19 protein-coding genes are annotated in these 23,841 nt (G+C 55.5%); 10 read left to right on the top strand and 9 right to left on the bottom strand.

Translation table 11 applies throughout. The annotated features are described in order from the left end of the window. Positions 1-392 precede the first annotated feature (392 nt). Positions 393-1,325: an ABC transporter substrate-binding protein gene (locus tag P7079_RS06310; protein WP_278012433.1), complete on the top strand. Its 933-nt coding sequence runs from the start codon at positions 393-395 to the stop codon at positions 1,323-1,325. A 4-nt stretch (positions 1,326-1,329) separates the two neighbouring features. After that, positions 1,330-2,472 (top strand): nucleoside hydrolase, encoded by a 1,143-nt coding sequence (locus P7079_RS06305; RefSeq protein WP_278012432.1) that lies wholly within the window; start codon positions 1,330-1,332, stop codon positions 2,470-2,472. Here the strand turns inward: P7079_RS06305 and P7079_RS06300 are convergent. The 4 genes from P7079_RS06300 to P7079_RS06285 form a co-directional block, all read right to left on the bottom strand. After that, complete coding sequence (locus tag P7079_RS06300; RefSeq protein WP_278012431.1) at positions 2,469-3,263, bottom strand: ABC transporter permease; 795 nt, start codon at positions 3,261-3,263, stop codon at positions 2,469-2,471. The genes P7079_RS06305 and P7079_RS06300 overlap by 4 nt on opposite strands. 99 nt (positions 3,264-3,362) lie before the next feature. Continuing rightward, positions 3,363-4,472, bottom strand: coding sequence for a tryptophan--tRNA ligase (gene trpS / locus P7079_RS06295; protein WP_278012430.1), 1,110 nt, complete (start codon positions 4,470-4,472; stop codon positions 3,363-3,365). A 19-nt stretch (positions 4,473-4,491) separates the two neighbouring features. Continuing rightward, a complete protein-coding gene (gene glgX / locus P7079_RS06290; protein WP_278012429.1) occupies positions 4,492-6,684 on the bottom strand; it encodes a glycogen debranching protein GlgX in 2,193 nt (730 codons plus the stop codon). Between the two features lie 84 nt (positions 6,685-6,768). Continuing rightward, entirely contained in the window at positions 6,769-7,014 is a 246-nt protein-coding gene (locus tag P7079_RS06285; RefSeq protein WP_278012428.1) for a mycoredoxin, read from the bottom strand. A gap of 137 nt (positions 7,015-7,151) precedes the next feature. Here P7079_RS06285 and P7079_RS06280 point away from each other — a divergent pair, with 137 nt between their 5' ends. Beyond that, a complete protein-coding gene (locus tag P7079_RS06280) occupies positions 7,152-9,155 on the top strand; it encodes an ATP-dependent DNA helicase UvrD2 (protein WP_278012427.1) in 2,004 nt (667 codons plus the stop codon). 125 nt (positions 9,156-9,280) lie between these two features. Here the strand turns inward: P7079_RS06280 and P7079_RS06275 are convergent, their stop codons facing one another. Then, positions 9,281-10,345 (bottom strand): ThiF family adenylyltransferase, encoded by a 1,065-nt coding sequence (locus tag P7079_RS06275; protein ID WP_278012426.1) that lies wholly within the window; start codon positions 10,343-10,345, stop codon positions 9,281-9,283. 90 nt (positions 10,346-10,435) lie between these two features. Further along, the gene (locus P7079_RS06270; protein ID WP_278012425.1) at positions 10,436-11,947 is read right to left on the bottom strand and encodes a zinc-dependent metalloprotease; all 1,512 of its coding nucleotides are present in this window, start codon (positions 11,945-11,947) and stop codon (positions 10,436-10,438) included. A 117-nt stretch (positions 11,948-12,064) separates the two neighbouring features. Between P7079_RS06270 and P7079_RS06265 the strand changes: the two genes are divergently transcribed. Next, positions 12,065-13,162 (top strand): YlbL family protein, encoded by a 1,098-nt coding sequence (locus P7079_RS06265; protein ID WP_278012424.1) that lies wholly within the window; start codon positions 12,065-12,067, stop codon positions 13,160-13,162. A gap of 40 nt (positions 13,163-13,202) precedes the next feature. Here P7079_RS06265 and P7079_RS06260 read toward each other — a convergent pair whose 3' ends face one another. Continuing rightward, positions 13,203-15,914, bottom strand: coding sequence for a DEAD/DEAH box helicase family protein (locus P7079_RS06260; RefSeq protein ID WP_278012423.1), 2,712 nt, complete (start codon positions 15,912-15,914; stop codon positions 13,203-13,205). Positions 15,915-15,984: 70 nt separating this feature from the next. Next, a complete protein-coding gene (locus P7079_RS06255) occupies positions 15,985-16,533 on the bottom strand; it encodes a PPA1309 family protein (protein WP_278012422.1) in 549 nt (182 codons plus the stop codon). 135 nt (positions 16,534-16,668) lie between these two features. Here P7079_RS06255 and P7079_RS06250 point away from each other — a divergent pair, with 135 nt between their 5' ends. Continuing rightward, a complete protein-coding gene (locus tag P7079_RS06250; RefSeq protein WP_278012421.1) occupies positions 16,669-19,683 on the top strand; it encodes a UPF0182 family membrane protein in 3,015 nt (1,004 codons plus the stop codon). A gap of 173 nt (positions 19,684-19,856) precedes the next feature. Here P7079_RS06250 and P7079_RS06245 read toward each other — a convergent pair whose 3' ends face one another. After that, complete coding sequence (locus tag P7079_RS06245) at positions 19,857-21,011, bottom strand: CobW C-terminal domain-containing protein (RefSeq protein WP_278012420.1); 1,155 nt, start codon at positions 21,009-21,011, stop codon at positions 19,857-19,859. A 91-nt stretch (positions 21,012-21,102) separates the two neighbouring features. Between P7079_RS06245 and rpsN the strand changes: the two genes are divergently transcribed. From rpsN to brnQ, 5 genes are all read left to right on the top strand, one after another. Then, on the top strand, positions 21,103-21,408 hold the full coding sequence (gene rpsN, locus P7079_RS06240) for a 30S ribosomal protein S14 (protein ID WP_278012419.1): 306 nt from the start codon (positions 21,103-21,105) through the stop codon (positions 21,406-21,408). A gap of 124 nt (positions 21,409-21,532) precedes the next feature. Continuing rightward, complete coding sequence (gene ykgO / locus P7079_RS06235) at positions 21,533-21,655, top strand: type B 50S ribosomal protein L36 (protein ID WP_278012418.1); 123 nt, start codon at positions 21,533-21,535, stop codon at positions 21,653-21,655. Next, positions 21,655-21,891: a 50S ribosomal protein L28 gene (gene rpmB / locus P7079_RS06230; protein WP_278012417.1), complete on the top strand. Its 237-nt coding sequence runs from the start codon at positions 21,655-21,657 to the stop codon at positions 21,889-21,891. The genes ykgO and rpmB overlap by 1 nt, the downstream gene beginning before the upstream one ends. A gap of 41 nt (positions 21,892-21,932) precedes the next feature. Next, positions 21,933-22,100 carry a 50S ribosomal protein L33 gene (gene rpmG / locus P7079_RS06225; protein WP_278012416.1) on the top strand — a complete coding sequence of 56 codons (168 nt, stop codon included), beginning with the start codon at positions 21,933-21,935 and terminating at the stop codon, positions 22,098-22,100. 295 nt (positions 22,101-22,395) lie between these two features. Further along, positions 22,396-23,730, top strand: coding sequence for a branched-chain amino acid transport system II carrier protein (brnQ, locus tag P7079_RS06220; RefSeq protein WP_278012415.1), 1,335 nt, complete (start codon positions 22,396-22,398; stop codon positions 23,728-23,730). Positions 23,731-23,841 lie beyond the last annotated feature (111 nt).

Raw genomic sequence — 23,841 nt, 5'->3', positions numbered from 1 at the left:
TATAGAAAATGAACTTTTGCCCGATGAAAAATTGAGGCATAGATTGCAACAAATTACAGGCTTGAGGGGTTTTCCCAGGACGTCTAGGTGTAAAGTCCCGCGCTGCCAGCGTCGGCGAACACAACGAACCTGCGCCGCCGGGCACGTCTTGCTACAGTGAATTCCAGCAACCTCGGAACCTCGTCCGTCCTCTTTCTGGGTTGCCCAGCACGAGGCATCGTTGCCGTGAATACCCAGAGGGCGGTAATGATCGACCTAGGGGATCGCTGATGACATCACGCGTTGTACGCACATTGACCGCTTTGACACTCGTGACGTGTGCTGTGGGTGCCTGCTCCATGCTAACTGCTGATCAAAAAAGTGGTGACGCGCCAAGAAAAAAGGTCAGTTTTATGCTTTCGTGGGCCCCGGACACGAACCATATTGGGGTTTACATTGCGAAGAATAAAGGCTGGCTAAAGGACGCCGGTATCGACGTCGATATTTTGGCTGTGGCTCAGGCAGGTGCTGAGCAGGCGGTGAATAACGGGCTGGCGGATTTCGCGCTGTCGAATATGGCGAATGTCGGAATTTATTCGCTCAAGGGTGCTCACCTCAAAGAAATTCTCCAAGTTCAGCAAAAGCCGAGCGCAATCTGGTGCGCATTGGCATCGAATAAAAAGATCACGCGTCCAAAGGATCTCGATGGGACGACGTTTGCCACATTTGGCGCCAATGAATCGGACGCTGTTGTGCGCAAAATGATCCAAACAGACGGAGGAAAGGGGACGTTCGATAAAGTCACCGTGGGAACCTCCACCTTCGAAGTTCTTGGCTCCGGCAAGGCCGACTTCGGTGGCTTTTACGATACGTGGGAAGGCGTCCAGTCACGCCTCCACGGACCGAAGTTGACCTGCTTCGGAGCGCAAAACTATGGAGTGCCAGGCAATGCTGATGCCATCGGCATCATCACAAACGACGCACTGATCAAGAAAGATCCGCAGCTCGTTCGTTCCTTCACCCAAGCCGTTCAGCGTGGCTACGTCTATGCTTACGAGCACCCGGACGAGGCAGCAAAAATTTTGGTTGATGAGGCCCCCGAAGCCAACCTTGAGCTCGATTTTGTCAAGAAATCGATGCATGACATCGTTGACGGGCAGTTCTGGGGAGACCGGGCGAAAATCAAGAACGGAACCTTTGTTTTGGGGAGGAACGATTTCTCTGGCACGCAGGCCTATGCCGACTTCCTCGCCAATGCGCGCGCATACGAGGACATCAACGGCACACCGGTGACACATGCTCCAGTTTCTCGTGAGCTGGCAACCGACGAGTTTTTAGCGAAGTAAGCCCATGTTATTTATCGACGTCGATACAGGAATTGATGACGCCCTCGCGTTGGCGTTCATGGTGGGAGCGGCAAAAGCCGGTGAGTTTTGCGGCCGGTTCGCCATGATCGCCAGCTACGGCAACGTCACCCAGGCGCGAGCTGAAGTCAACACTCGCGCAGTTTTGGCGTTACTGGGGCGCACCGACATCGACGTATGGCAAGGTCCGAAGCACCCGTCGTGGGCATCTGGCTTCATTCCCGACGCCGGATGCGCGCTTTTCCACGGCGATAACGGCTTGGGTGGTGTGGATCCGCGTGATTTCGGCTCGGACATTTCCTCTGCAGACATCGGTACTGATACACATCTTCTGGAATCTGTTGAGCGCTATGTGACCCAGGGATTCGGAGTATCAATCGGGGGATACCGTTCAGGAGACCGTCATGCGAATCCAGCGCCCGTAGTGGGCGATCTCATGCAGGTGACAACGACGTCAGGGCAGCAGGCCCTTGCACACACAGAGCTTTCTCAGGGCGCGCAGAAGATTATTGACGCGCTAGAACACTCTCCTGTGACAGTGGTGACTGTTGGCCCTCTGACCACGGTGGATCAAGTGCTTCGCGCCCGGCCCGAACTTGCCGAGCGTTTGAGGATAGTGAGCATGGGTGGAGCTGTGACTCAACCTGGAAATTGCTGGGGAGCGGTAGCGGAGACGAATATGATTCAAGATCCTGAAGCCGCTGATCGCGTCTTTCACTCAGGCGCTGATGTCACACTTGTCCCCCTCGATGTCACACATCAAGTGCTTTGTGGAGCGCAGGCGATTGAATCATGGCGTGTCAGCGAGGCAGGAAATTTCTTCACCCAGATTGCAAAATTTTCGATCACAGCGAATGCTCGATCGAGCCGAATCTTTGCTCAAGGAATGCCGCTTCACGATCCGCTTGCGGTCGCGGTCGCACTTGATCCGAGCCTTGTGTCAATCCTTGAACTTCCGATGTGTGTTGAAACACAAACAAGTGATACTCACGGAGTGCGTGGCCGCACGATCGGGGATCCCTATGGACTCAACGATCCTTCGGCCACGCGTATTCGAATGGCAATTGGGGTGAACCGCGAGGTCTTCCTCAACCGTTTCATTGCAACTGTTCACGAGGCTGTGTCTTAGTGTCCGTCTTCGCCCAGATCTTCATCCTCAATCGGGCCGAGAAGGGCGCGTTCGATAAGAGTCACTGTCACCAGCAGTAAACCGGTGAGGAAAATAATCATGAGCGTCGCGGAGAAGATTAGCGGCACGCGGAATGAATTGTAGGCTGCTTGGAGCCAAATACCCAGGCCTGAACGCGCTCCGAGATACTCCGCGGTAGATGCTGTGGCAAAGATGTAGGCAGCACTGACGCGCACACCTGAGAAGATTTGCCGCGCAGCGACTCGAAGTTTCACGTGCCACAGAGTCCACGCAGGACTTGCGCCGCATGTGAGCGCGACATCGGAATAAAACTGCGGAACGGAATTGAGCCCTCGTGATGTCGCCACCGCAATAGGGAAGAGACCAAAGATCGTCACAATCACGATCTTTCCTGATATTTCGAAGCCGAACCAGATCAAGAACAGTGGCGTGATAGCGATCAGCGGCAATGTCTGAGCCGCATATAAGAGCGGGAAAAATGCCCGGTTAACGATCCGTGAAGCGTACAGGCTGATGCCGAGGGCAATTCCGGCACACACTGCGAAAACAAATCCAACGTAACCCTCGATCGCCGTCACTAACGTGGCTGGCCCAAGAGTCGGCCACGTATCAATCGTGGCAAGAAGGATCTGTGACGGAGCAGGGATGACATTTGGCGGTACGTCGCGCAGGCGCACCCATGCTTCCCATCCAGTCAACAATGCGAGGATTGCGACGAATGTTGGTGTCCAATGCGCGGCCCATGCGTGTATCTTTTGACGCCAGCTCACGCGTGTCTCTGAGGGGAGACATGCGGGGTTGAGGGCGGTTTTTGCCGCCCTCAACCCCGTTGACATGTGTTCTTTCACGATCAAAAACAATCGATCGGCTTAGCCGAAGTAGCTCATGCCCAAAGCCTGGTGTACTTCATTGAGCGTAGCTGCTGCCTGCTCGCGGGCCTTCTCGACACCTCGTTGAAGAACCGATTCGAGGAAAGCAGGATCGGCTTCCAGCTCTGCTCGGCGTGCGCGAACAGGAGCGAGGTAGGCGTTGAGCGCTTCGGTGACGTATTTCTTTAACATTCCACCACCCCCATTGCCAATCTCAGCGGCAATGTCGCGTGGATCGCGGCCACTTGCCAAACCTCCAATGAGGAGGAGGTTGGACACTTCAGGGCGGTTTTGCGGATCCCACGTGATCATGCGCTCAGAGTCAGTCACTGCTTTCTTCACGAGCTTGGCAGTTTCATCCTCAGTCATGCGCAGTTCAATCGTGTTATGACGTGACTTACTCATCTTCTGACCATCGAGGCCGAGCACAGACTCAGCCTCGGAAAGCAGACCCTGCGGGCGTGGGAAAACTCGCGGCGCACTCTTCTTTCCGTAACGACGGTCGAAGCGGTCAGCGATCACACGCGCCTGCTCAAGGTGAGGAAGCTGATCTTTCCCGACGGGAACGAGATTTGCTTTGCAGAAAAGAATATCTGCGGCTTGGTGAACAGGGTAAGTCAAGAGCAATCCGGACATTGGCCGCCCCTCGGTGGCCTCTAGCTCTGCCTTCACCGTCGGGTTACGCCGCAACTCGGCGTCGGTGACGAGGGAAAGGAAGGCAAGCATCAACTCGTTTAACTCGGGAACCTGCGAATGAGCGAAAATCGTCGTCTCTTCCGGATCCATACCAACAGCGAGGTAATCCGCAAGCAGAGAGTACACGCGTTCGCGCATCGGCCCCACAGAATCGCGGTCTGTGATGACCTGGTAATCGGCGATCAGCAACCATGTATCAACGCCACGTTGTTGAAGCGAAACCCAGTTCTTCAGGGCGCCGAAGTAGTGGCCAATATGAAGATGCCCGGTCGGACGTGCGCCGGTCAGCACGCGGAACTGGCTCGGATCGTCGTCGATCGCTACCTGGATCTTGTTCGAAATGGCGCGGGCGTGCTCAAGAGAAGCGTCCGAGGTCGCATTCTCGAGTGCCTGCGAAGCGTGAGTCTCGCTCATGATGTCCTTCCGTTCGGGGCTACGCTGGGTTGGCCAGGTAGAGCTGGATCGAGGTTGGTGCAACGACTGTTTCGTCGCCTGGTGTCAAGGCTACTCCGCGTTCGCGCGGACGTGCCCAGGTAGAGTCCCATACCAGCGTATAGTCTGTGCCGCGTCCATGGGGGAGCGTGACCTCCTTCGATTGTGGGTTGCCGTTCATCACCAGCAACGCATCGGCATCTTTCCCGCCTCCGCTTCGCAGCATCAGTAGCGTGCGCACCTCGCGGTTGTACCACTTGTGGTCGGTCAGCTCCTCGCCGTGACGGTCGTACCAGGTGACGTCTGGGAGCGAATCGCCGGTCAGAGTTTGCCCAGTGAAGAACTTTGCCGGGCGCAGTACCGAGTGGTCACGACGAAGTGAGAGCAGGTACGAGACTGTGTCAACGAGGTTGCGGGCGTTTTCGTCGTCGCTGGACCAATCGATCCATGAGATTTCGTTGTCTTGGCAGTAGGCGTTGTTGTTTCCGCCCTGCGAATCGAGGCGTTCGTCACCCGCTCGAAGCATCGGCGTTCCAGCCGAGAACACGAGCATCGCCAAGAGGTTGCGGATTGTTTTGCGACGCGAGGCCTCGATTTCTTCCGACGCCGGCCCTTCAGCTCCGTGGTTCCAGGAGTGGTTGTTATCGGTTCCATCGCGTCCGTCTTCGCCGTTGGCTTCGTTGTGTTTGCAGTTGTAGGACACAAGGTCATACATCGAGAAACCGTCGTGAGCGGTGATGAAGTTGATTGACGCATACAGTCCGCGTCCGCCGGGAATGCGACCGTGCGAAAACAAATCAGCCGACCCAGAGATTCGCGTGGCGAAGTCGCGGGCGTCGGAGCCGTAACCGCCTGAGGCGATCTGTGCTGGTTCGGTCACCCAGTAGCGACGCATGGTGTCACGGAACCGGTCGTTCCAGTCCGCCGTCGGGGGAGGGAACTGCCCGGTGCGCCAGCCGTCGTATCCTAAATCCCATGGCTCATTGATGAGCTTGACCTGGGATAGGATCGGATCAGTCGCCATAGCGACGTAGAGCGGATGATTGTAGACGAAGGCGTCGCCGTGGCGCGCGCCGGTTACCGCGAGATCGAAACGGAAGCCATCGACGCCGATTTTCTCCACCCAGTATCGCAGGGAATCGAGCGTCATCCCCACCACGTGGGTGCGGCGGAAATCAAGGGAATTACCGGTTCCGGTGGTGTCCTTCATGACTCCGGGGCGTGCGGAATCGTGACGGTAATAGGTGGAGTTGTCCAGACCTCTCCATGAGACGGTTGGGCCGTCCGCACCGGCTTCGCAGGTGTGGTTATAGACGACGTCGAGAAGGACTTCGATCCCTGCGTCGTGAAGGAGGGAAACCATCCCGCGCACTTCTGCGAGAACGCCGTCGGGCCCGAGTGCCCGGTTCGCCGCTGTCGCGTACGAAGGTTCCGGGGTGAAATACGAAAGCGTGGAATACCCCCAGTAATTCGTCAGTCCGCGTTCGGTGAGGAAAGGCTCGCTCATCTTGGCATGGATTGGTAGGAGTTCAATCGCGGTGATTCCAAGCGACTTCAGGTAGCTGATGGTGACCGGGTGAGCGACTCCCGCGTATGTGCCTCGAAGTTCTGCAGGGATGCCGTCGAGCTGTTTCGTCAGGCCGACGACGTGAGCTTCGTAAATCACGGTCTGGTCCCAAGGGGTGTTGGGACGATGATGGACCGATTCGGGTTCTTCCATGACCATGCCGATTGCTGCAACCGGCGCGGAATCATGCTGATCGGCTTGCAGCCCCTCGATCGGGCGGAGATTCTCATCGACTTCGTGAGAATAGAGCGCCGGGTCGAGGCTCGGCGCCTGGATGATTCCGCGAGCGTAGGGATCGAGGAGAAGTTTGGCAGGGTTGTGTGTCAATCCGAGGTTCGGCTTCCACTTTCCCCACACGCGGTAGCCATACGCCTGGCCTGCGTAAATACCGGGGACGTGCCCGCTCCAAATGCCGTTGGTTCCGCGGTGGAGGCGGTATCGGCGTTCGGAGATGTAGGGCGAGGAAAGATCGAGGAAGCACACTTCGACTCGAGTGGCTTGCCCTGCCAGGACAGCAACATCCACCCCCATGTCAAAAAGGTGGGCGCCCAGGTGAATTGGGCGTCCAACGATACGTAGGGAGTATTCAGAATCTCGGGCGACAAAACGCCATGCGGAAATAGTCACGTTATATTTTCTCAAAACTCAGCCGTGGTGCAATTTATTGCATGTTTGTTGCATTTGCGTAGGTGGAGCTTCGCTTTTGACACCTTAGGTGTGCGCGAGTTTTTCTTCGACCTCATTCGCCGACGGATTCGTCATCGTGGTTCCATCCCAGAACTGCACGGTTGGCACGACGTGGTTGCCCTCGTTGACTGCGGCGACAATCTGCGCTGCTTCTGGCTCGTTTTCGATATCGATTTCAGTGAACTCGATGCCTTTGGCACCCAGTTGCTTCTTGAGGTTCTTGCAGTATCCGCACCACGAGGTGGTGTACATCGTTACTTTGTTTTTCATGGATTCAAGGGTACATCATCGGTGGGCTTCAACTTTCCACCGCCCATGCTGTGTGACATCGTTTTCCACACATGAACGCCATCGTGGTGAAAAACGAGATCTAAACGTGAAAGACTTTGCGTGTCGAAAGGAAGAATGTGTCAGCCCAAGATCTTCTCGATGCCCTTGATCGTGAACAGCGCGAAGTTGCCCAGCACCTACACGGGCCACTGGCCGTGCTCGCTGGCGCTGGAACAGGTAAAACTCGGGCGATTACGTACCGCATTGCCTACGGAGTCAAAACTGGCGCCTACCAGCCAACAAACGTTCTTGCTGTCACGTTCACCAACAAGGCTGCGGGGGAGATGCGCTCGCGACTTCTTGATCTCGATGCTGGCAACGTGCAAACTCGAACCTTCCACTCCGCAGCCCTGAGCCAACTACGCTATTTCTGGCCGCAGGTCATCGGTGGGCAGGTTCCAGAAATTCGTGAACACAAAGCGCCGCTAGTGGCCGCTGCTGCCTCACACTTAGGAATGCCAACGGATCGTATCTCGGTTCGTGATTTTGCAAGCGAAATCGAATGGTCCAAAGTGAGCCTCGTGACGCCGCAAGATTACGTTGCTCGTGCAACCATGGCGAAACGTGAACCCCCAGGAGATGCCAGCGCACAAGATATCGCCTCGCTCATCACCGCATACGAAGAAGTCAAAAGTGAGCGCGGTGTCATCGATTTCGAAGACACGATCTTGATCCTCATTGGACTGATGAGCGAAAGAGAGGACGTCGCCGCTGCAATTCGTCGCCAGTACAAGCACTTCGTCGTTGACGAATACCAGGACGTTTCCCCGATGCAACACCGTCTCCTCCAGCTGTGGTTGGGAGATCGCCGCGACATTTGCGTAGTCGGTGATGTTTCTCAGACGATCTACTCCTTTACGGGTGCTAGCTCAAACTATTTGGCGAATTTCTCCAAAGAATTCCCCAAAGCTCGCACAATCACCCTCAACCGTGACTACCGATCCACCACTGAGATCGTTGATCTGGCAAACGACGTAATCGCAGAAAACCAGAGCGACGGCGCCGTGTTCTTACGAGCCATGGGAGGCAACGGGAGGCCTGTGGAATATCAGGAATACGCCGACGACGAAACCGAGGCGAACGAGATCGCGGGCAAGATCGTTTCTTTGCATCGCCAAGGTATCGATTACTCCGACATCGCCATTTTGTACCGAGCAAACTCGCAGTCCGAACAGTTGGAATCTGCTCTCAGCGCAGCTGGAATTCCTGCAACGGTTCGCGGTGCCACCAGGTTTTTCCAGCGAAAGGAAGTCCTCGAAGCGATGGTGACCTTGCGCGCCGTCGCGCGCAGTGAACTGGGAACTGCAAAAAGTGGACTCGATCTTCCACAACTCGTCGAAGGTACACTCAACTCAATGGGGTGGAGGAAAGAGCCTCCAGCCGCTCACGGAGCGGCTCGTGAGCGCTGGGAATCTCTCGAAGCATTGCGATTGCTCGGAGAAGACATGTGGGAAAAGCGCGGCACATCCATGGCTCAGTTCGTTGCGGAGCTTGAGGAGCGAAAAGCTGCTTCGAACGAGCCCACACAAGAGGCAGTGACATTATCTTCCCTCCACGCCGCGAAAGGTTTGGAATGGAAGGCAGTCTTCCTCGTCGGGATGAGCGAAGGGCTGATGCCGATTTCGCACGCTCAAGGTGATGAGGGGATCGCAGAAGAGCGCCGATTGCTCTACGTCGGGATCACGCGTGCAAAAGAGGAGCTTTTCATTTCGTACGCTATTGGAAATGGGAAGCGTGCGAACCGAAAAGTCTCACGCTTCCTTCTTCCGTTCTGGCCCAAGCCACAGTCGCGCTCAGCACAGTCCCGAAAGCGCGTGGCTCAAGTCAAGGCTGATTACGAGCAAGCCACGCAAGGCGACCGCGATCTTTTTGAAGCTTTGCGCATATGGCGGGCCGAAGTCGCCGAACAGATCGGCAAGCCCGCTTATGTGATCTTCCATGACACCACCTTGTTCGAGATCGCGATACGCAAACCGGCAACGCTCGCCGAACTCGGTGCAATGAAAGGAATCGGATCAACGAAACTCATGCGCTACGGAGATGGCGTACTCGCTCAAGTCGCGGCATATATGAAACGTTGAGCGTGCTCGTCTCCAACTCTTCGATCCGTTTCCTCAGCCCGCGTGCTTTTTGACATCAATGGGTTACTTGTTGGTGCTTCGCGGAATTCATCTGCTGTGATTGCTGCTGGGATCTGGGTGAAAGCCTAGATTGTGGCGCAGCATCCGCACTCAGGATGAACAGGCATGGGGATGAGCCGCGGTGCCTCGTGTGTTGGGGGAACGACCCATGCACTGTGACCGAGAAGAATCTGTGAGCGATCCAGGAACGCGAGGATCTCACGCGTGGCAAGTGCCGCCGCCAGAGCACAAGCTGAGGAATGTGGCGGCGCCGGAAGGGCGCATACTGCTTGCGGGCCAATGCGGTTCCAGTGAGGGTCGCTCTCGAGGCGGTGAAGATAGATGCACTGTGCGCACGTTCCTTCTTCCGGCAGAGCAAAAGGACCGACGACGAGATCATATTCTTGGGCGCAGGCATGAAAAACTGGAATCCCTTCGGCCAGGAAGGCTCGCGAGGTGAAGGGATCGAGCGCATGAGATCCAGACAAGACGACGAGGTCGCACGAGCACTCGCTGTGTGAACTGTTTTCTGAGCTTTGTATTCGTGAGCTTGCTCCGGTTCTTGTGAGTTCGCGCAGCTGAACATCGTCTGATCTCTCATTGGGGAAGGAAACGCGAGCTGGCATACGGGAAATAATGATTTTTGGGTTGATTGCGCGAAGCTCACTGGTGAGTGCCTCACGGCGCGGAAGGCCGAAGCCTGCGCGTTGGAGGAGAGGATGATCCACGCTCGAGACGGTGAGGGAATCGCTGCACTCGATTCGGCCCACGCCAGCTTGTGCCAGATTGAGTGCAATCTGGACGCCGAGGTAATCTGCGCGATAGATCAGGACACTTCGCGAGATCCTGGAGTGCGTGCGTCCATGAGTTCGCCAATATGGCTCCTGATCGCGCTCGCGAAGTTCACAATCGCTCAGAAGTTTTTGAGATTTCAGAAGGGAAAGTATCGTGCCGGTGCGCTCCTGGCCGATCCCTGCCCGTTCGGCTAGTGTACGGAATTCGGGCATCGAGATGGGGTGTTCTAAGGACTCTAACAGTGTCGATTCGGCGCGCGTGAAATCCTCGAGTGTGAGCTGGAGACGCGGATCGATTCCAATCACTGCCTCATCGACGTTGCGCCAATAAATATTCATTCCAAGCGGTAGCTGCATGAATTAAAAATAACGAAACGCCATCATGTGGTGGGGAGGTTTTCCAACCTCGTGGAAAACCTCCCCACCACATTCGCGAACTGTGTTAGTTCACTTCACATCACCGTGCGTGTCACCGCCGTCGTCACTGTTACCAGCGTCGTCGCGTGGTGAATCAGAATCCGAAGAACCAGAGTCAAAGGAAGAACCAGAATCGGCCGAGTCTGAGGCGCGGGAAGAACCCGAGGGAGAATCAGAGAATTTCGGCTCATGCGGAGCCGATGTGCTCGAGGCCCCTGAAAGCACATCTTCGAGGAAGGAGTCAAGCTCCGCTTCGAGATCGTCTGGACGTGAGGAACCACCTGTGAAGAACGCCGTCGGATCATCGAGATCGCTCGCCTGGGGAAGGAGATCAGGGTGTTTCCAGAGCCCGTCGCGGTCGGCGATTCCTAGGCGCAGCTGTGCCTTTTGCCAGAAAGCCACCGCTTCGCGTAGACGCTTAGGTGCCAATTCCATGCCGAGTTGGGCGCTCCACACGTGCTTAGCGGGGTTGTCGGTCGCGTAACGGCGGTTGAATACCTCGGAAAGCGCAACGAAATTCGGAAGATGTGGAGCAACAGCTTGCGCCGAAATCTCACTCACCCAGCCTTCGACGAGGGAGAGCAGATGCTCGAGTCGGTCGAGAGCTTCGCGCTGCGCCTTGGTGAATTCGACGTTCAGGACATCGGTCAGATCCAGGTTCTCCATTTGGCGCGGGTCGTCCAGGCTCAAGCCCCGCACCTGTTCTTCAATCGAGCTCATGTCGATGACGATGCCTGAAGCAAACTGTGCCACTGAATCAATCACGCGGGTGCGTAGCCACGGTACCCGGGCATAGAGACGAGCGGCAGCGGCTTCGCGAACTGCGATGTAGAGTTCAACCTCGCTCGACTTCACACCCTCGATTTCGGAGGCGAAAGCATCGACGTTGCTCGGAACTAAACCTGCGAATGAACCTTCGACGAGCGGCACGCCGGTATCCGTTGTTCCAAATGAACTGACAGCGAGTTGCGCCAAAGCTTTTCCGTATTGGACTCCGAGGAGTGAAGCAACTAAGCCCGAAACCATCGCTGAAGGATCGAACGGCATCATCCCCGCCGGCATCTGCTGAGCCTGCCCATTGATGATTTCCCCGAATGCGCGAGCAATATTTGCCCCCACTGGGTCCAAGAGTTTCTTCAACGTGGGCAGGGCGTGCGCAACCCAATCCAGTCGTGAGAAAGCCATCGCTGGCCCGCTTGCAGGGTCAATGTCGGTGGCAGCGTCGAGCCAGAGCGAGGCGGTCGATAGTGCTGATCGAGCGGCGTCGCCGTCGAGGTTGCTCAGGCGGTCAAAATGCGTAGACTCTACAGTTTCGCGTGCCACCTGCTCAGCGATCTGCCAGTTCACCGGCCCCTGGCCGTTTGAACCGAGCATCGCCTGGACTTGGCGAATCACCATGTCGAAGTTTTCGGGGCTGACCATCGCGCCCATTTGAGTGCTCGGATCGATGCCTTGTTCACGCATATTCGCAATGATTTCTTCGGCGGCCGCGTCGCCAAGAACTGCGCGAAGCATCGCCTCCCAATCGTTGTTTTCGGACATTGTTCCTCCCAGGAAATATTTCTGCGTTCATCTTACCTGGGTGGAGTCGAACTGTGAGACCGATGATGTGGCGCATCTGTCACGAAAATTTCGCTGACGTTAGGGCATGATGGAGGGATGAATTCCAAGTTTCTTTCTTCGGTCACATTTGCCGGCCTTCTTCTTGCGAGTCTGATGATGCCCAGCGCCTACATGGTTCAAAGCGCTGGTCCTGCTCTCGACACTGCAGCGAAAATCGAAGGCAAACCCTTGGTCAAAATCACCGGAAACGAGACGTATCCTTCGAAAACCAAGCTTTTCATGACGACGGTGTCCGCTTTTGGCACCCCTGAAAACGGTGTCCCCGTCGGTGCGGTGCTTCCGACGATCGTTAACCGTGATCAGCAGGCCTTGCCCGTGCGTGCGGTGTATCCCGATACTGTCACCGACGCGCAAGTGGAAAAACTTAATGTTGAAGCGATGACTTCCTCGCAAGACACCGCCGCAGCGCTTGCAATGGAACTTGCAGGAAAGAAAGTGAGCATGGACCTCGTCGTATCCAAGGTTGATACGAAGTATCCATCAGGAAAAGCGCTCAAAGAAGGCGATGTTATTAAGCGTATCGCAACCCCGAAGACGGATGGCAAACTTGTGGATACCCCAACTTTCCTTTCGCTTTCTCGTCTGCTCTTCGTCACGAAGGCCGGAGCGAAGATCACGGTTGAAGTTGAGCGCGACGGCAAGCGCGTGACGACGACGTTCGCGACGATCAAAGCTGGCGAAGACAGTCCCTATCCGCCAGGGTCATCGCTCATCGGCGTTGGGCTCGCCGTAAAAAACGTACACTACCCGGGCAAGGTGACGTATGCGGTCGAAGGGATTGGCGGCCCAAGCGCGGGGAACATGTTTGCGTTGGAAATCTACGATCAGCTCACGAAGGGTGACCTTGGAGGCACGAAGAAAATCGCGGGAACCGGAACAGCGAACTGGAACGGCCTAGTCGGGCCGATCGGCGGGATCGAACACAAACTTGTGGGTGCTGCGAGGGAAGGTGTCACAGACTTCCTTGCTCCGGCACTGAACTGCGAAGATACTCTCGGATACGAGCCCGAGGGGATGAGGGTCTGGGCGGTGGAGAGTACGCCAGGTGCAATTGAAGCAGTGAAAGCCATTGCCAGCGGTGACACCTCGAAGCTCACCTCGTGCAGGGCATACGTCCACGGCAAAGCAGTCTGAACGTGAAGAGTGGGCGCGCACGTCATAATTCGGCTTGAGCTTATTCCAGAGCGCTTTGCACCTTTTTCCCTGTGATAAACCGATTTTGCTTGTTCGCGAACGATTTGACTCGTGCCTTGAGAAGGACTTTCCTTCCATCGACGTTGCGCGTGTAGACGAGATTGTGGTGTCCGATATTTTTATTCATTTCTTGGACAAAAATCTCCGCGAGCTCTCGATTCTTCTCAAAAGTCGCAGGGACGGCATAAAAGTCATATATCAGGCCAAAATATCGCTTTCTGACAATGAGATATTTCTGGTTATCGATAGGTGAAAGCATGTGGATGATACTGCGAGCAAATATCTCCTTTTCGTGGGAGTTTGCGCCCTTTAAAGAGATTTGCGCGTATGTATTCGTATCGTTAGGGGCAACGTTGACAAGATAGACCTCACCCTTGAGCAGTTCTGCGCGGCGAAGAGCACCGACCACCCCCTGCCCCATTTTCTTGAGTCGATGGATAGGTGACGATAACAAGAACGTTCTGACCCCGACGAATGTGGCGGCAACGAGTAAAAATATGACGGTAGCCATCCGCGTGCGCGGGGTGAAGATGAGCCCGGATCTGTGTGCAAAATTCACCAAAAAGGCGAAGATTGAAATGCCAAAAAAGGTGATGTAGTCATAGAAAGATGCAATTTTCATTGTGCTTTTCTGGACAGAAACTTCGTTGGCGATCTCGATCTCGTCGAAGAGCGCGAGGGATCGTTGCCACTTGTCTCGCAAAGCAGGGCGCCGTGAAGCCAAGCGGGTCATTTTGGAATTGATCTGCGTTACTGCGTTTTGTCCGTGAGTGACGTGATACTCATTGAGGAAAGTGATCCTCTCGATTCCGCTCAGGATAAGATCTTTTTCGTAATCTAAGCCGAGGAAATGGTCAAATCTTCGTGCGACGAGGTCCAAGTCATCGCTGGTTGTTTCCTCGATCCCCTCCGAGAGCGGCTTTCGGGCCAAATCGTGTGGCTTAATGCAGGCCAAATGCCAAATATTCGCGGTTTTGTCGGGGCGTTGCGGGTCTACTCTGATCGCTCGGCCTCTCATCTGGTTGCTGAGTATAAATGAACCGACATAAGAAGCGAGGATCAGCGAATTTACGTGAGGAGCATCCCATCCCTCCCCGAGAAGGGCGGTGGTTCCAATGAGGATATTGATATTGCCGTGAGAATGAAGTTCGGTCACTGCCTGGATGAGATTATTGCAGCTGCCTGAAGGTGAAACTTGTACGTATTCTTCGTCGTTCACAGTGCCAACCGTTGAGATGTTGAGGTTCTGGCTCTCTGCCCCGAGATACCTCAGCGCTGAAGTGGGGAGGATGACAACCGAACCGGAAAGCACACCCAACTTCGGGCCGGCGTTGCCGTACTGCTTTTCAATAGACCGTCGAAGAAACTCAAAAAGTGGAAGCGCACCCAGTTTCAAAGGGAAAGGAGCATCCCCTCCGATGTGTTTGATGTATTCCTTCCGGATATAGTCGGTCAAAATTGTCATTCGCAAATCGTTTCCCAAGCACGAGTATTCGGCACCGACGATGTTGTTGATACTTGCGAATTTTCCTGCAGATTGAATCAGCTTGCGCTCGATTTTTGAGTTTTTTACTAGGCTGACTTTTCTTTTCTCTACTAATCCCATCGCTTTCAAAAAGGAAATGATTTCATCTCGCTGGGAATTGTTGATTTCGAATGTTTCAGACGAATCGTAAAGAAGATTTTGGAGTAGCACCTCCAACCATGTTTTATCGAGTTTTGGAAGATGCTTGACACCGAGAGTTCTGAGGTAATGTTTGGGGACATCCTGGCCTTGGCTGGCTTTGTAGATCAGAAGCGACGACAAGAACTTTGGGTTTTCCAGCATGTCTTCTAAGGTCAGAGTGCCTTGAAAGAGGCCTTGGCTGGCGACGATCTGTGCGAATGATTCGAGAGATTGGAAATGTTGGAGAGCTTGTGTGCTTCTTTCCTCAAAATCTTTCACAGCCGTGAGCTCATCGCTGGTGGGATAATTGAGATAGATAAAATCTTGGTGAGGGCAAAGAACGCCTTCTTTGACTAGCTCCGGAATGGTGATTTCTTCATCGATTTCGCCGCAGACTGAGATGTAGCGCTTCCATTCGTTTGGGGTTGAGTCATACGGTGGTGTCGCGGTGAGAGCAATGGAGAAAAGTCCACTATGTGCGGCGAGGAAATCTTCCAGCGATTTCCACCAGGCGTTTCTTAGGTGATGGCATTCGTCTAAGCAGATGAGCCCAAGCCCTTTTTCTCGCATCGCTCGAATGAGATCGAAGTGCGAATAATCGACGTCGTCGTATTCTCTTGCACTGACGTCGTTCCAGTCGGCGCCGTCGTCGCCATTGTGTGCTTGTGCATCGCTTGGAAGCGCATTCATGGCCTGAAAGAGAGCCTGATACGTGGCAATCGTGATCGTTGAAGGATTCTTGAGGTCGGTAGAAATCAGCGACTGTGCTTCGCGTCGATTTTCTGGGCGGACGAAGGCCTGAAGTATGCGCGCTTTCCACTGGTTCCTCATGACAAGAGTCGGAACCAAGATCAGGCACGGAAGATCCTTCTTCACGATCATCTCGATACCCAGCGTGGTTTTACCCGAACCGGGGGCCGCCACGATATGGACTTTATTGTCCTGGGAATACCTGCTGATGTGCTCCAAAACTCTTGCTTGGTAGGATCTCCAAACTCCTTGGAACTCAAAGATTTCGAAAGTCATCAACTACCCTTCCCAGCTGGTGGTGAAACGATCGAGAACTATCCCAGTGGCAGCTCGATCCGAAGCAGACTCACTTCAACGTTTCTCGTAGTCCTTCAACCAACCCGGGGACGGCGTCGGGGGAGGAGATACGCATGGAATCATCGTCGAAGTGGCGCATTCGCACGATGCACCACGATTCCCCGCTGCGCATCACAGAGGCAACAATTCGCACGTCTTGGCGCTCGGGGTGATTCTTCAAAATTTCCATGGCGGCGGCTTCGTCGTCGGGAAGGGTGACCTCAACGTTTGGAGGCAGAACCACACGCTCGGTCGAAATTGCTGCGCCGTCCACATTCGGTGGCCACATAATCGAACCGAAGAGTTCTTCGAGCGAATCGACGTGCGGCAGATCCTCCTGCTCCACAGAAAAGAGCGTGTGCGGATCAGTGATCGCACTCGCTTCGACGTCGGCCGGAAGCTCGCCTGCGAGGGCCGGGTGAGCATCCAGCGCCGCGCGCGCATTGATCAGCGCGAAGACACGCACAGGCCCGTCCCAACCGAAACGGTTCACGTGAGATTCGATATCAGCTGTAGCGTCTCGAAGAGCAATTTGCGAAAGGGAAAGTTGATCGTCCACGCTCTCATCCTACAACAGTGCGAAAAATAGCCACGCTATGGGCTGATTTTCCAGGTCTGGCTAGTGTAACCGCCGCCCGATGGGTTAGCGTAGGAGGTGGTATTTTGCACCACTCGAAAAGAGAATGAGGGGAAAGTGTCCGCACCTGCATCCAAACTGCAAGGCAACGCGAAAGGAGTCTCCACGTTCGTTGTAACGTTGGGGATCTTGGGGCTACTTGTCATTGCGCTGACGATTTTTGCGAATTTCTGGACAGAGATGGCGTGGTTCAGCCAGATCGAAGCGATCCGTGTTTTTTGGACCCAGTACGGCGCCGCAATCGGCTTCGGTGCTCTGGGAACAATTGCGGTTGCGCTCGTCGTCGCGCTTAACGCGCGCATCGCGCTCGGGAAGGGAGCCAAGAAGGGCGACGTCGTCGCGGAGCTTGAACACTCGCCCGTTGATATGCTGCGCCGACGCTGGTGGCTGACCTACCTCGTCGCGCCAGTCGTTGTGGGCCTACTCTTCGGCGCCTCAATGGGGCGTAACTGGCAGACCTTCCTGCTGTGGTTCAATGCGACAGCCTTCGGGAAAGTTGATCCAGAATATGGTTGGGACGTGGGATTCTACGTCTTCACATTGCCTGTATTGAACCTTGCCTTGAGCTTCTTTTTCCTCCTTCTCCTGATCTCTGCCGTTGTTGCGGCCGCGATCTACTGGATGGGTGGACACGTCCAGATGGCTCCCAACTCCTTTAAAGTCACCTCGCGCGCACAGATCCATGTGGCGATCCTTGCGGCGCTCGGCGCGCTCGGACTCGCAGTGAACTATTGGCTCTCGCGCTACGAACTTCTACTGGGGAACCACGATCGATTCTCTGGCGCGTCCTACACTGATATCAACGCGTCGGTTCCTGGATTGACTGTCCTGTCGATTGTCGTGGCGCTTATCGCGTTGGCGTTCGTATGGGCGGCGGTTCGCCATATGTGGCGGCCAGCCGTTGTGGGAATTGCGACGGCGATTGTCGTTTCCCTCGTCGTTTCGTGGATCTATCCGGCCCTCGTGCAGTCATTCCGTGTGACACCGAACGCTGCTGAACTCGAATCTGAATACATCCAGCGCAACATCAACGCCACGCGCGAAGCCTACGGAATCGCCGATATCGAGACACAATCCTACGACGCGGTGACGAAGGCAGAACCTGGCCAGTTGCGTGAAGATTCGCGTACTGCGGCCCAGATTCGTCTTCTGGATCCCAACATCGTTGAGCCGTCGTTTAACCAGCTTCAGCAGAATCGTCAGTACTACACCTTCCTTGAACCGCTGACGGTTGGGCGTTATAACGTCAACAATGAAAAGCGTGACACTGTGATTGGTGTTCGTGAGCTCAACCTCGCCGGTTTGGATCAAGAGCGCCGTTCGTGGGTCAACGACCACACGGTATACACCCACGGTTACGGTGTGGCTGCGGCTTTCGGCAACACTGTGAGCTCACAGGGTGATCCGAAGTTCTGGGAGAGTGGTATTCCTTCGCGTGGTGAACTTGGTGAGTATGAGCCGCGTATTTACTTCGGAAAGAATTCGCCCGACTACTCGATTGTCGGTGCGCCCAAGGGAGCGACAGCGTGGGAGTTGGACTACCCGGATGATAAAGAGCCCAACGGCCAGAAGAACAACACCTACAACGGTGACGGTGGCCCGGCGATCGGTTCGAGCTTCGCTCGTTTGATGTTCGCCATTAAGTTCGCCTCCACCGATATTTTCTTCTCGGAGCGTGTCACGGATCAGTCGCAGATTCTCTTTGATCGCGATCCGTCCAAGCGCGTTTCGAAAGTTGCGCCCTACCTGACGCTCGATTCGAAGGCGGTTCCCGCCGTCGTTGATATGGACGGCGATCCCAAGACTCCCAAGCGCGTCGTGTGGATTATCGACGCATACACGACGTCGAACAACTATCCCTACTCGGCACGTCAATCGCTGGAAGCGGCAACGAGCGATGCCCGTTCGCGCGGCCAGCTCATTGGTGCTGCGACGAAGGAAGTGAACTACATCCGCAACTCGGTCAAGGCCGTTGTGGACGCATTCGACGGTTCTGTCACTCTCTACCAGTGGGATGAAAAGGACCCGGTGATCAACGCCTGGAAGGGGATTTTCCCCGGTCAGCTCAAGCCAATCTCGCAAATGAGTGGCGATTTGATGTCGCACATTCGTTATCCCGAGGATCTGTTTAAAGTTCAGCGTGAACTCCTTGCTCGCTACCACGTCACCGATGCGAAGTCCTTTTACTCCGGAGGTGACTTCTGGAAGGTTCCGAAAGAACCGACTGCTCGTGACCAGGCTGCCGCACAAGCTCAACCTCCGTACTACATGTCCTTGCAGATGCCAGGACAGAAAGCACCGGAATTCTCCCTGACCTCGAGCTTCATCCCAGGTGGTACCACCCAGCGCAACATCATGAACGGCTTCTTCGCTGCATCCGGCGACGCTGGCAGCGAGGCCGGAAAGAAGGCCGACACCTACGGTAAGCTCCGGTTGCTCGACTTGCCGCGTGGCTTGACGATCCCCGGACCTGGACAAGCCGAGAACACGATGGTGACAAACCCACGTGTTTCCCAGGACATCAACCTCCTCGATCAGCGCGGCACCAAGGTCCAGATGGGTAACCTCCTGTCGTTGCCGGTGGGTGGCGGAATGCTCTATGTTCAGCCGGTGTATGTGCAGGCGTCCAGTGGCACTCAGTATCCGACGTTGCAGTACGTGCTCACTCTCTTTGGTGACACAGTTGGATTTGCGCCCACTCTCGATGAATCGCTCAACCAGGTCTTTGGTGGCAATTCAGGTGTGAAGGCTGGAGATGCTGCAATCGCCGGACAGAAGGAAGCCCCCCTGGCTGATAGTGGCTCGAAGGATGCCAAGGTTCAGCCGGATCAGAAGAGCAAGGACGGTGAGGCTGCGAAGCCAGCTCCTTCGGCTCCGGCGCCTTCGAATCCAGCTCCGACAGGTCCGGCAGCTGAGCGTCTCAATACCGCCTTGTCAGATGCGAAGAAGGCGATCACTGATTCGGAAGCTGCTCGTAAATCTGGCGATTGGACTGCCTACGGTAAAGCGCAAGAGGCTTTGACCAAGGCTGTGGAAGAGGCCGCGAAGGCACAGTCCGAACTCGGTAAGTAAGTTGCTCATGAGTGTGGGGTTCAGACGGATGGAAGTCCGTCTGAACCCCACACTTTCCAGCATGATCGACTGCTTTTTTTGGGGGGGGGGGGCAAGTGGGACTGCCGTGATGTGCCCCGATGAGCTGTGTCGGCGTCGGTGTTGTGGTTGGTTGATGACGACGTGGGGCGGGGCTACTCGCCGAGCCATTCCTCAAGTCCGTCTGCGCCGGCCCATGCCATCTCGTGCGGTTCGCACAGAATTGAATGGAAGGCATCGCTCACCCGTTGTGCTGCCTCGTCGCCGCCAGTGCCGGTCACGATGATGTGGCAACGTGGCTGAGTGATTTCCTGGCCAGCTTCGTCGATTCCTTCAGGGAAATCTGCCCACACTCCAGCTTCGCCGACGGCGATCTGGCCACCGGCGGTTTCCCACGAGCACACGGTATCAGGACGTGAAACGAGCCAGAAACATCCGCGTCCGCAGGCACCCTCCGCGGCGAGTTCTTCCGCAAATTCGGTGAATCGCTCGGGGTGGAAAGGTCGCTCCGAACTCAACTCAAGAGTCCATGTTCCGTGGCACTGTGGGCCTCCCCACGCTTGCGTGGTGACAGGGTGGACGCGTTCAACAGCGCTGACGGGATCGTGTGTGAGCGATTCGGCCAATTCGATCCAGGCGCTGTCCATTGCATTGGCGAGCAACGTATCGTGCGGGCGCAGGTGCTCAACGAGTTCGCCACCGGCGCTGTCCATGTCGCCTGAAACGAGAACGAGATCGGCGTATCCGACGTTCATCATGTGGATTTCAGCCACGCATCGCGGATCATCCTCGATAATCGCAATTCCTGCTTCGGATGCTGCTTTGTGGGTGAGGAGGTGCTCGGTGGCATGATCGACGTCGATCAAATGCGCAACTGCAGCCAAACGTGCCCCAGGCTCGTCTGTGTCGGTTTCGCTCGCCTCGTCGTTGGCGGAATCGCCAGGGGTAAGTGAGAGCGATTCAAGTGCATACGCGAGCGAAGGTGCCAGGTGGGGGAGCTCAAGTCCTGCCGGGAGGAAGAGGATCGTGCGTTCCAAACCTGCACGAATACGCCGGCGGACGCAGTCGAGGATTAATTCGCGCAATCCGCACGTGAGGCAGTCGCCAGGGATCTCGTGGGTCTCGATCACGGTTTCGAGGCCAGGCTCTGATGCAGAGTTTGTGCAGGCAAGGCGAGTTTCGTGGAACGTGGCACGTGTGCCGTCTGCCGATAGGCCGACCACGTCGGTGGCAGGTGCGTCGATCGAGAGAGCGATGATATCGGTCAACATCGGGTCTGCGCTCGAAATTGCGATCAGGGGGTGTGTCACGGTTTCTCCTCGCTTGCTTTGTTGAGAACGATTATCTATTATTCCAGAGAAAGATACATGAGAGCAATTCTCAAGTGAAAGGAAGTTTCGAATGGCCAAACGGTCGAAGATCGTGGCTGACCAGCGTCGGCGTAAGATTGTTGCGCGCTACGCGCAACGTCGTGCTGAACTGAAAAAGCGCAGTGTGAACGTTCATTTGACGGATGAAGAGCGCGCCGAAGCGATGGCAGCTTTACATGCGCTCCCACGCGATGCCTCGCCAACTCGCTTGCGTAACCGTGACGTCGTTGATGGTCGTCCACGCGGTTATCTAGGTAAATTTGGCCTTTCGCGTGTGCGCTTCCGCAAGATGGCACTCGACGGCGAACTGCCCGGTGTGCGCAAGTCGTCGTGGTGAGGGAATAAGTTCACCGCAAACCCGGTTGAGGGTGGTAGAGGCGAGAGCGAGAATCAACCTCAGTGAGGTTGGCCAGCAATCACCGGCACACGGCCGGATCGCCGGAGAAGTGAAGGAGGGTGCGATGAAGGTTCGCGCATCGTTGAAGAGTTTGAAGAATCAGCCTGGTTCGAAAGTTGTTCGCCGTCGTGGCAAGACCTACGTGATCAACAAGTTGAACCCGAAGTTCAAGGGAAGGCAGGGCTAATGGCCACCTACTGTCAGGTGACGGGTCGCAAACCCGCTTTTGGAAAGAGCGTGTCGCATTCGCACCGCCGTACCAACCGCAGGTTCAACCCTAACCTCCAAAAGAAGCGTTTTTACGTCCCGTCGTTGCGCCGCACGATTACCTTGACGGTGTCAACTAAAGGGCTGAAAACCATTGATTCGAAGGGGATCGACGCCGTGGTTGCTGATATGTTGCGCCGCGGAGAGAAGTTTTAGACGTGATCGCTAAATCGCGCATCAGAATGTGAGGTGCCACTATGGCAAAGGCAGCAGACGTCCGCCCGATCATCAAGATGGTCTCAACGGCGGGAACTGGATACACCTACGTGACCAAGAAGAATCGACGTAACACTCCCGATCGCCTTGTGCTCAAGAAGTACGATCCGAAGGTGGGTAAGCATGTGGAGTTTAAAGAGTCACGCTGAGGCTGACCAGTCATAACGTTACCGATGGTTCCCGGTAGAGTCCGGCGAGCCGAGGGGACTTTTTGAGGATTTCTGACAGACGACGTCGGTGCGCGGTGCGTGCCGACGTCGTTTTTCGTGTTCACTATGTGGGCCGGCGCGAATAGCTACCCGTTTTTCTGCATAATGTGTGGCACCCCTGTGAAGATGTGATCGTTGCCGACGTGTGTCTGGCGTATGAGGCTCGCTGTGTCGTGGCTCGCAAATATTGCTCTTTTTGGGGAGATTTCTGTAGGTAATTGAAAGAAAGATGTTGATGCGCACGCTGCTGGTTTCTGGCCTTGCACTGTTTGCCATGTTCTTCGGGGCGGGCAACTTGATCCTTCCTACAATGATTGGAGTTAATGCCGGTGAGGCGGCCTGGACGGCTGCCCTCGGCTTCCTGATTACTGGCGTAGCGTTGCCGGCAGCATCAATGATTGCGTACTCTGCCAAGCGCAGTGATGAGCCCCATATTGGAGGCCGTATCGGCCGTCACCTTGGACCGCTGCTGATCCTGCTCGTGTTCCTTTCCTGTGGAATGCTCTACGGTATTCCGCGCGTCGCCGCCGTGAGCTTTGAAATGTCTGTGGTTCCGGTGCTGGGTGCAGGTTCGAATATCTCTCTTGCTCAGGCGCTCTTCCTTGCTGGGTTCTTCGCAGTCGCTTTTATGGCTGCATTGCGTCCGAGTGCGCTAGTCACACGCATCGGACTGGGGCTGACGCCGGTACTGATGCTCCTTCTTATTGTATTGATCATCGGAGCGTTCCAAACAGATCCGGTGGGTCATGCGGCCACTCCAGAATTTGCTGCAGCTCCTGTTGCTACTGGGGTTATCCAGGGATACTTCACGATGGATGCAATCGCTGCGATTGTCTTTGGTGGTGTGATTTATTCGGTGATGGAAGCCGACGGGCGACATGGTGTGGCTTTGCGACGCGGTATGGCTGCGGCTGCGGGGGTTGCTGCCTTGATGTTGGCACTGGTGTATCTCGGTCTTGTCCGAGTGGGAATGGTCGGCGCTGGTGATAACGGAGCTGCTGTATTGTCTAATGTGGCCAAGCATCTCTTCGGTTCCAACGGTCAGTTCGTGTTCGGCCTGATCGTTTCCCTAGCGTGCCTGACCACGGTGCTCGGATTGCTCGGTGCATCCACTCAGTACTTCCATCGCATGATTCCGCAGGTGTCGGCCCGGGCGTGGCTCGTTATTCACGTGCTCGTGGCTTTCTCTCTGGCGAACTTGGGGCTGGCAAAGATTTTGGCGGTGGTTGCTCCACTCAACCAGTTGCTCTATCCTGTGGCGATCTGCCTAGTGTTGGTGGCATTGCTGGAGATGATGATCAGGCGAAAGCTGATGTGGGCATATTATCTGCCGGCCTGGGTGAGTGTACTCCTGGCAATTCCGCAGGCGCTGCATTCCACAGAGCTTGACGTCTTTTCGGGGTTAGGAACATTCCTGGAGTATTTCCCGCTTGGCTCATACCAAGTGGCGTGGCTCATGCCAGCACTCGTGGCACTTGGTGTGGGGCTTGTTGTGGATTTTCTCAATACCCCGCCGGTTCTGCACGATGATCCGGTGGACCTCACTGACAATTTGTCCACAGCGATGTGACGACGAGGGGCGTTGGGAAACTGAGGTTCTTTGGCATCCTCACTCTCGGTGGAGCCGTAACAATGATGTGAATGTGGGGTAATGCACGTTCAGGTATCTTGCGGTTGTACT

Source organism: Arcanobacterium canis, from assembly GCF_029625435.1.
GTDB lineage: Bacteria > Actinomycetota > Actinomycetes > Actinomycetales > Actinomycetaceae > Arcanobacterium > Arcanobacterium canis.
This window is presented reverse-complemented; position numbering and strand designations above follow the sequence as displayed.

Coding starts and splice junctions, on each gene's coding strand:
- P7079_RS06310 (WP_278012433.1), top strand. CDS start 393: ATGCTTTCGTGGGCCCCGGACACGAACCATATTGGGGTTTACATTGCG.
- P7079_RS06305 (WP_278012432.1), top strand. CDS start 1,330: ATGTTATTTATCGACGTCGATACAGGAATTGATGACGCCCTCGCGTTG.
- trpS (WP_278012430.1), bottom strand. CDS start 4,472: ATGAGCGAGACTCACGCTTCGCAGGCACTCGAGAATGCGACCTCGGAC.
- P7079_RS06285 (WP_278012428.1), bottom strand. CDS start 7,014: ATGAAAAACAAAGTAACGATGTACACCACCTCGTGGTGCGGATACTGC.
- P7079_RS06275 (WP_278012426.1), bottom strand. CDS start 10,345: ATGCAGCTACCGCTTGGAATGAATATTTATTGGCGCAACGTCGATGAG.
- P7079_RS06270 (WP_278012425.1), bottom strand. CDS start 11,947: ATGTCCGAAAACAACGATTGGGAGGCGATGCTTCGCGCAGTTCTTGGC.
- P7079_RS06265 (WP_278012424.1), top strand. CDS start 12,065: ATGAATTCCAAGTTTCTTTCTTCGGTCACATTTGCCGGCCTTCTTCTT.
- P7079_RS06260 (WP_278012423.1), bottom strand. CDS start 15,914: ATGACTTTCGAAATCTTTGAGTTCCAAGGAGTTTGGAGATCCTACCAA.
- rpsN (WP_278012419.1), top strand. CDS start 21,103: ATGGCCAAACGGTCGAAGATCGTGGCTGACCAGCGTCGGCGTAAGATT.
- ykgO (WP_278012418.1), top strand. CDS start 21,533: ATGAAGGTTCGCGCATCGTTGAAGAGTTTGAAGAATCAGCCTGGTTCG.
- rpmB (WP_278012417.1), top strand. CDS start 21,655: ATGGCCACCTACTGTCAGGTGACGGGTCGCAAACCCGCTTTTGGAAAG.
- rpmG (WP_278012416.1), top strand. CDS start 21,933: ATGGCAAAGGCAGCAGACGTCCGCCCGATCATCAAGATGGTCTCAACG.
- brnQ (WP_278012415.1), top strand. CDS start 22,396: ATGCGCACGCTGCTGGTTTCTGGCCTTGCACTGTTTGCCATGTTCTTC.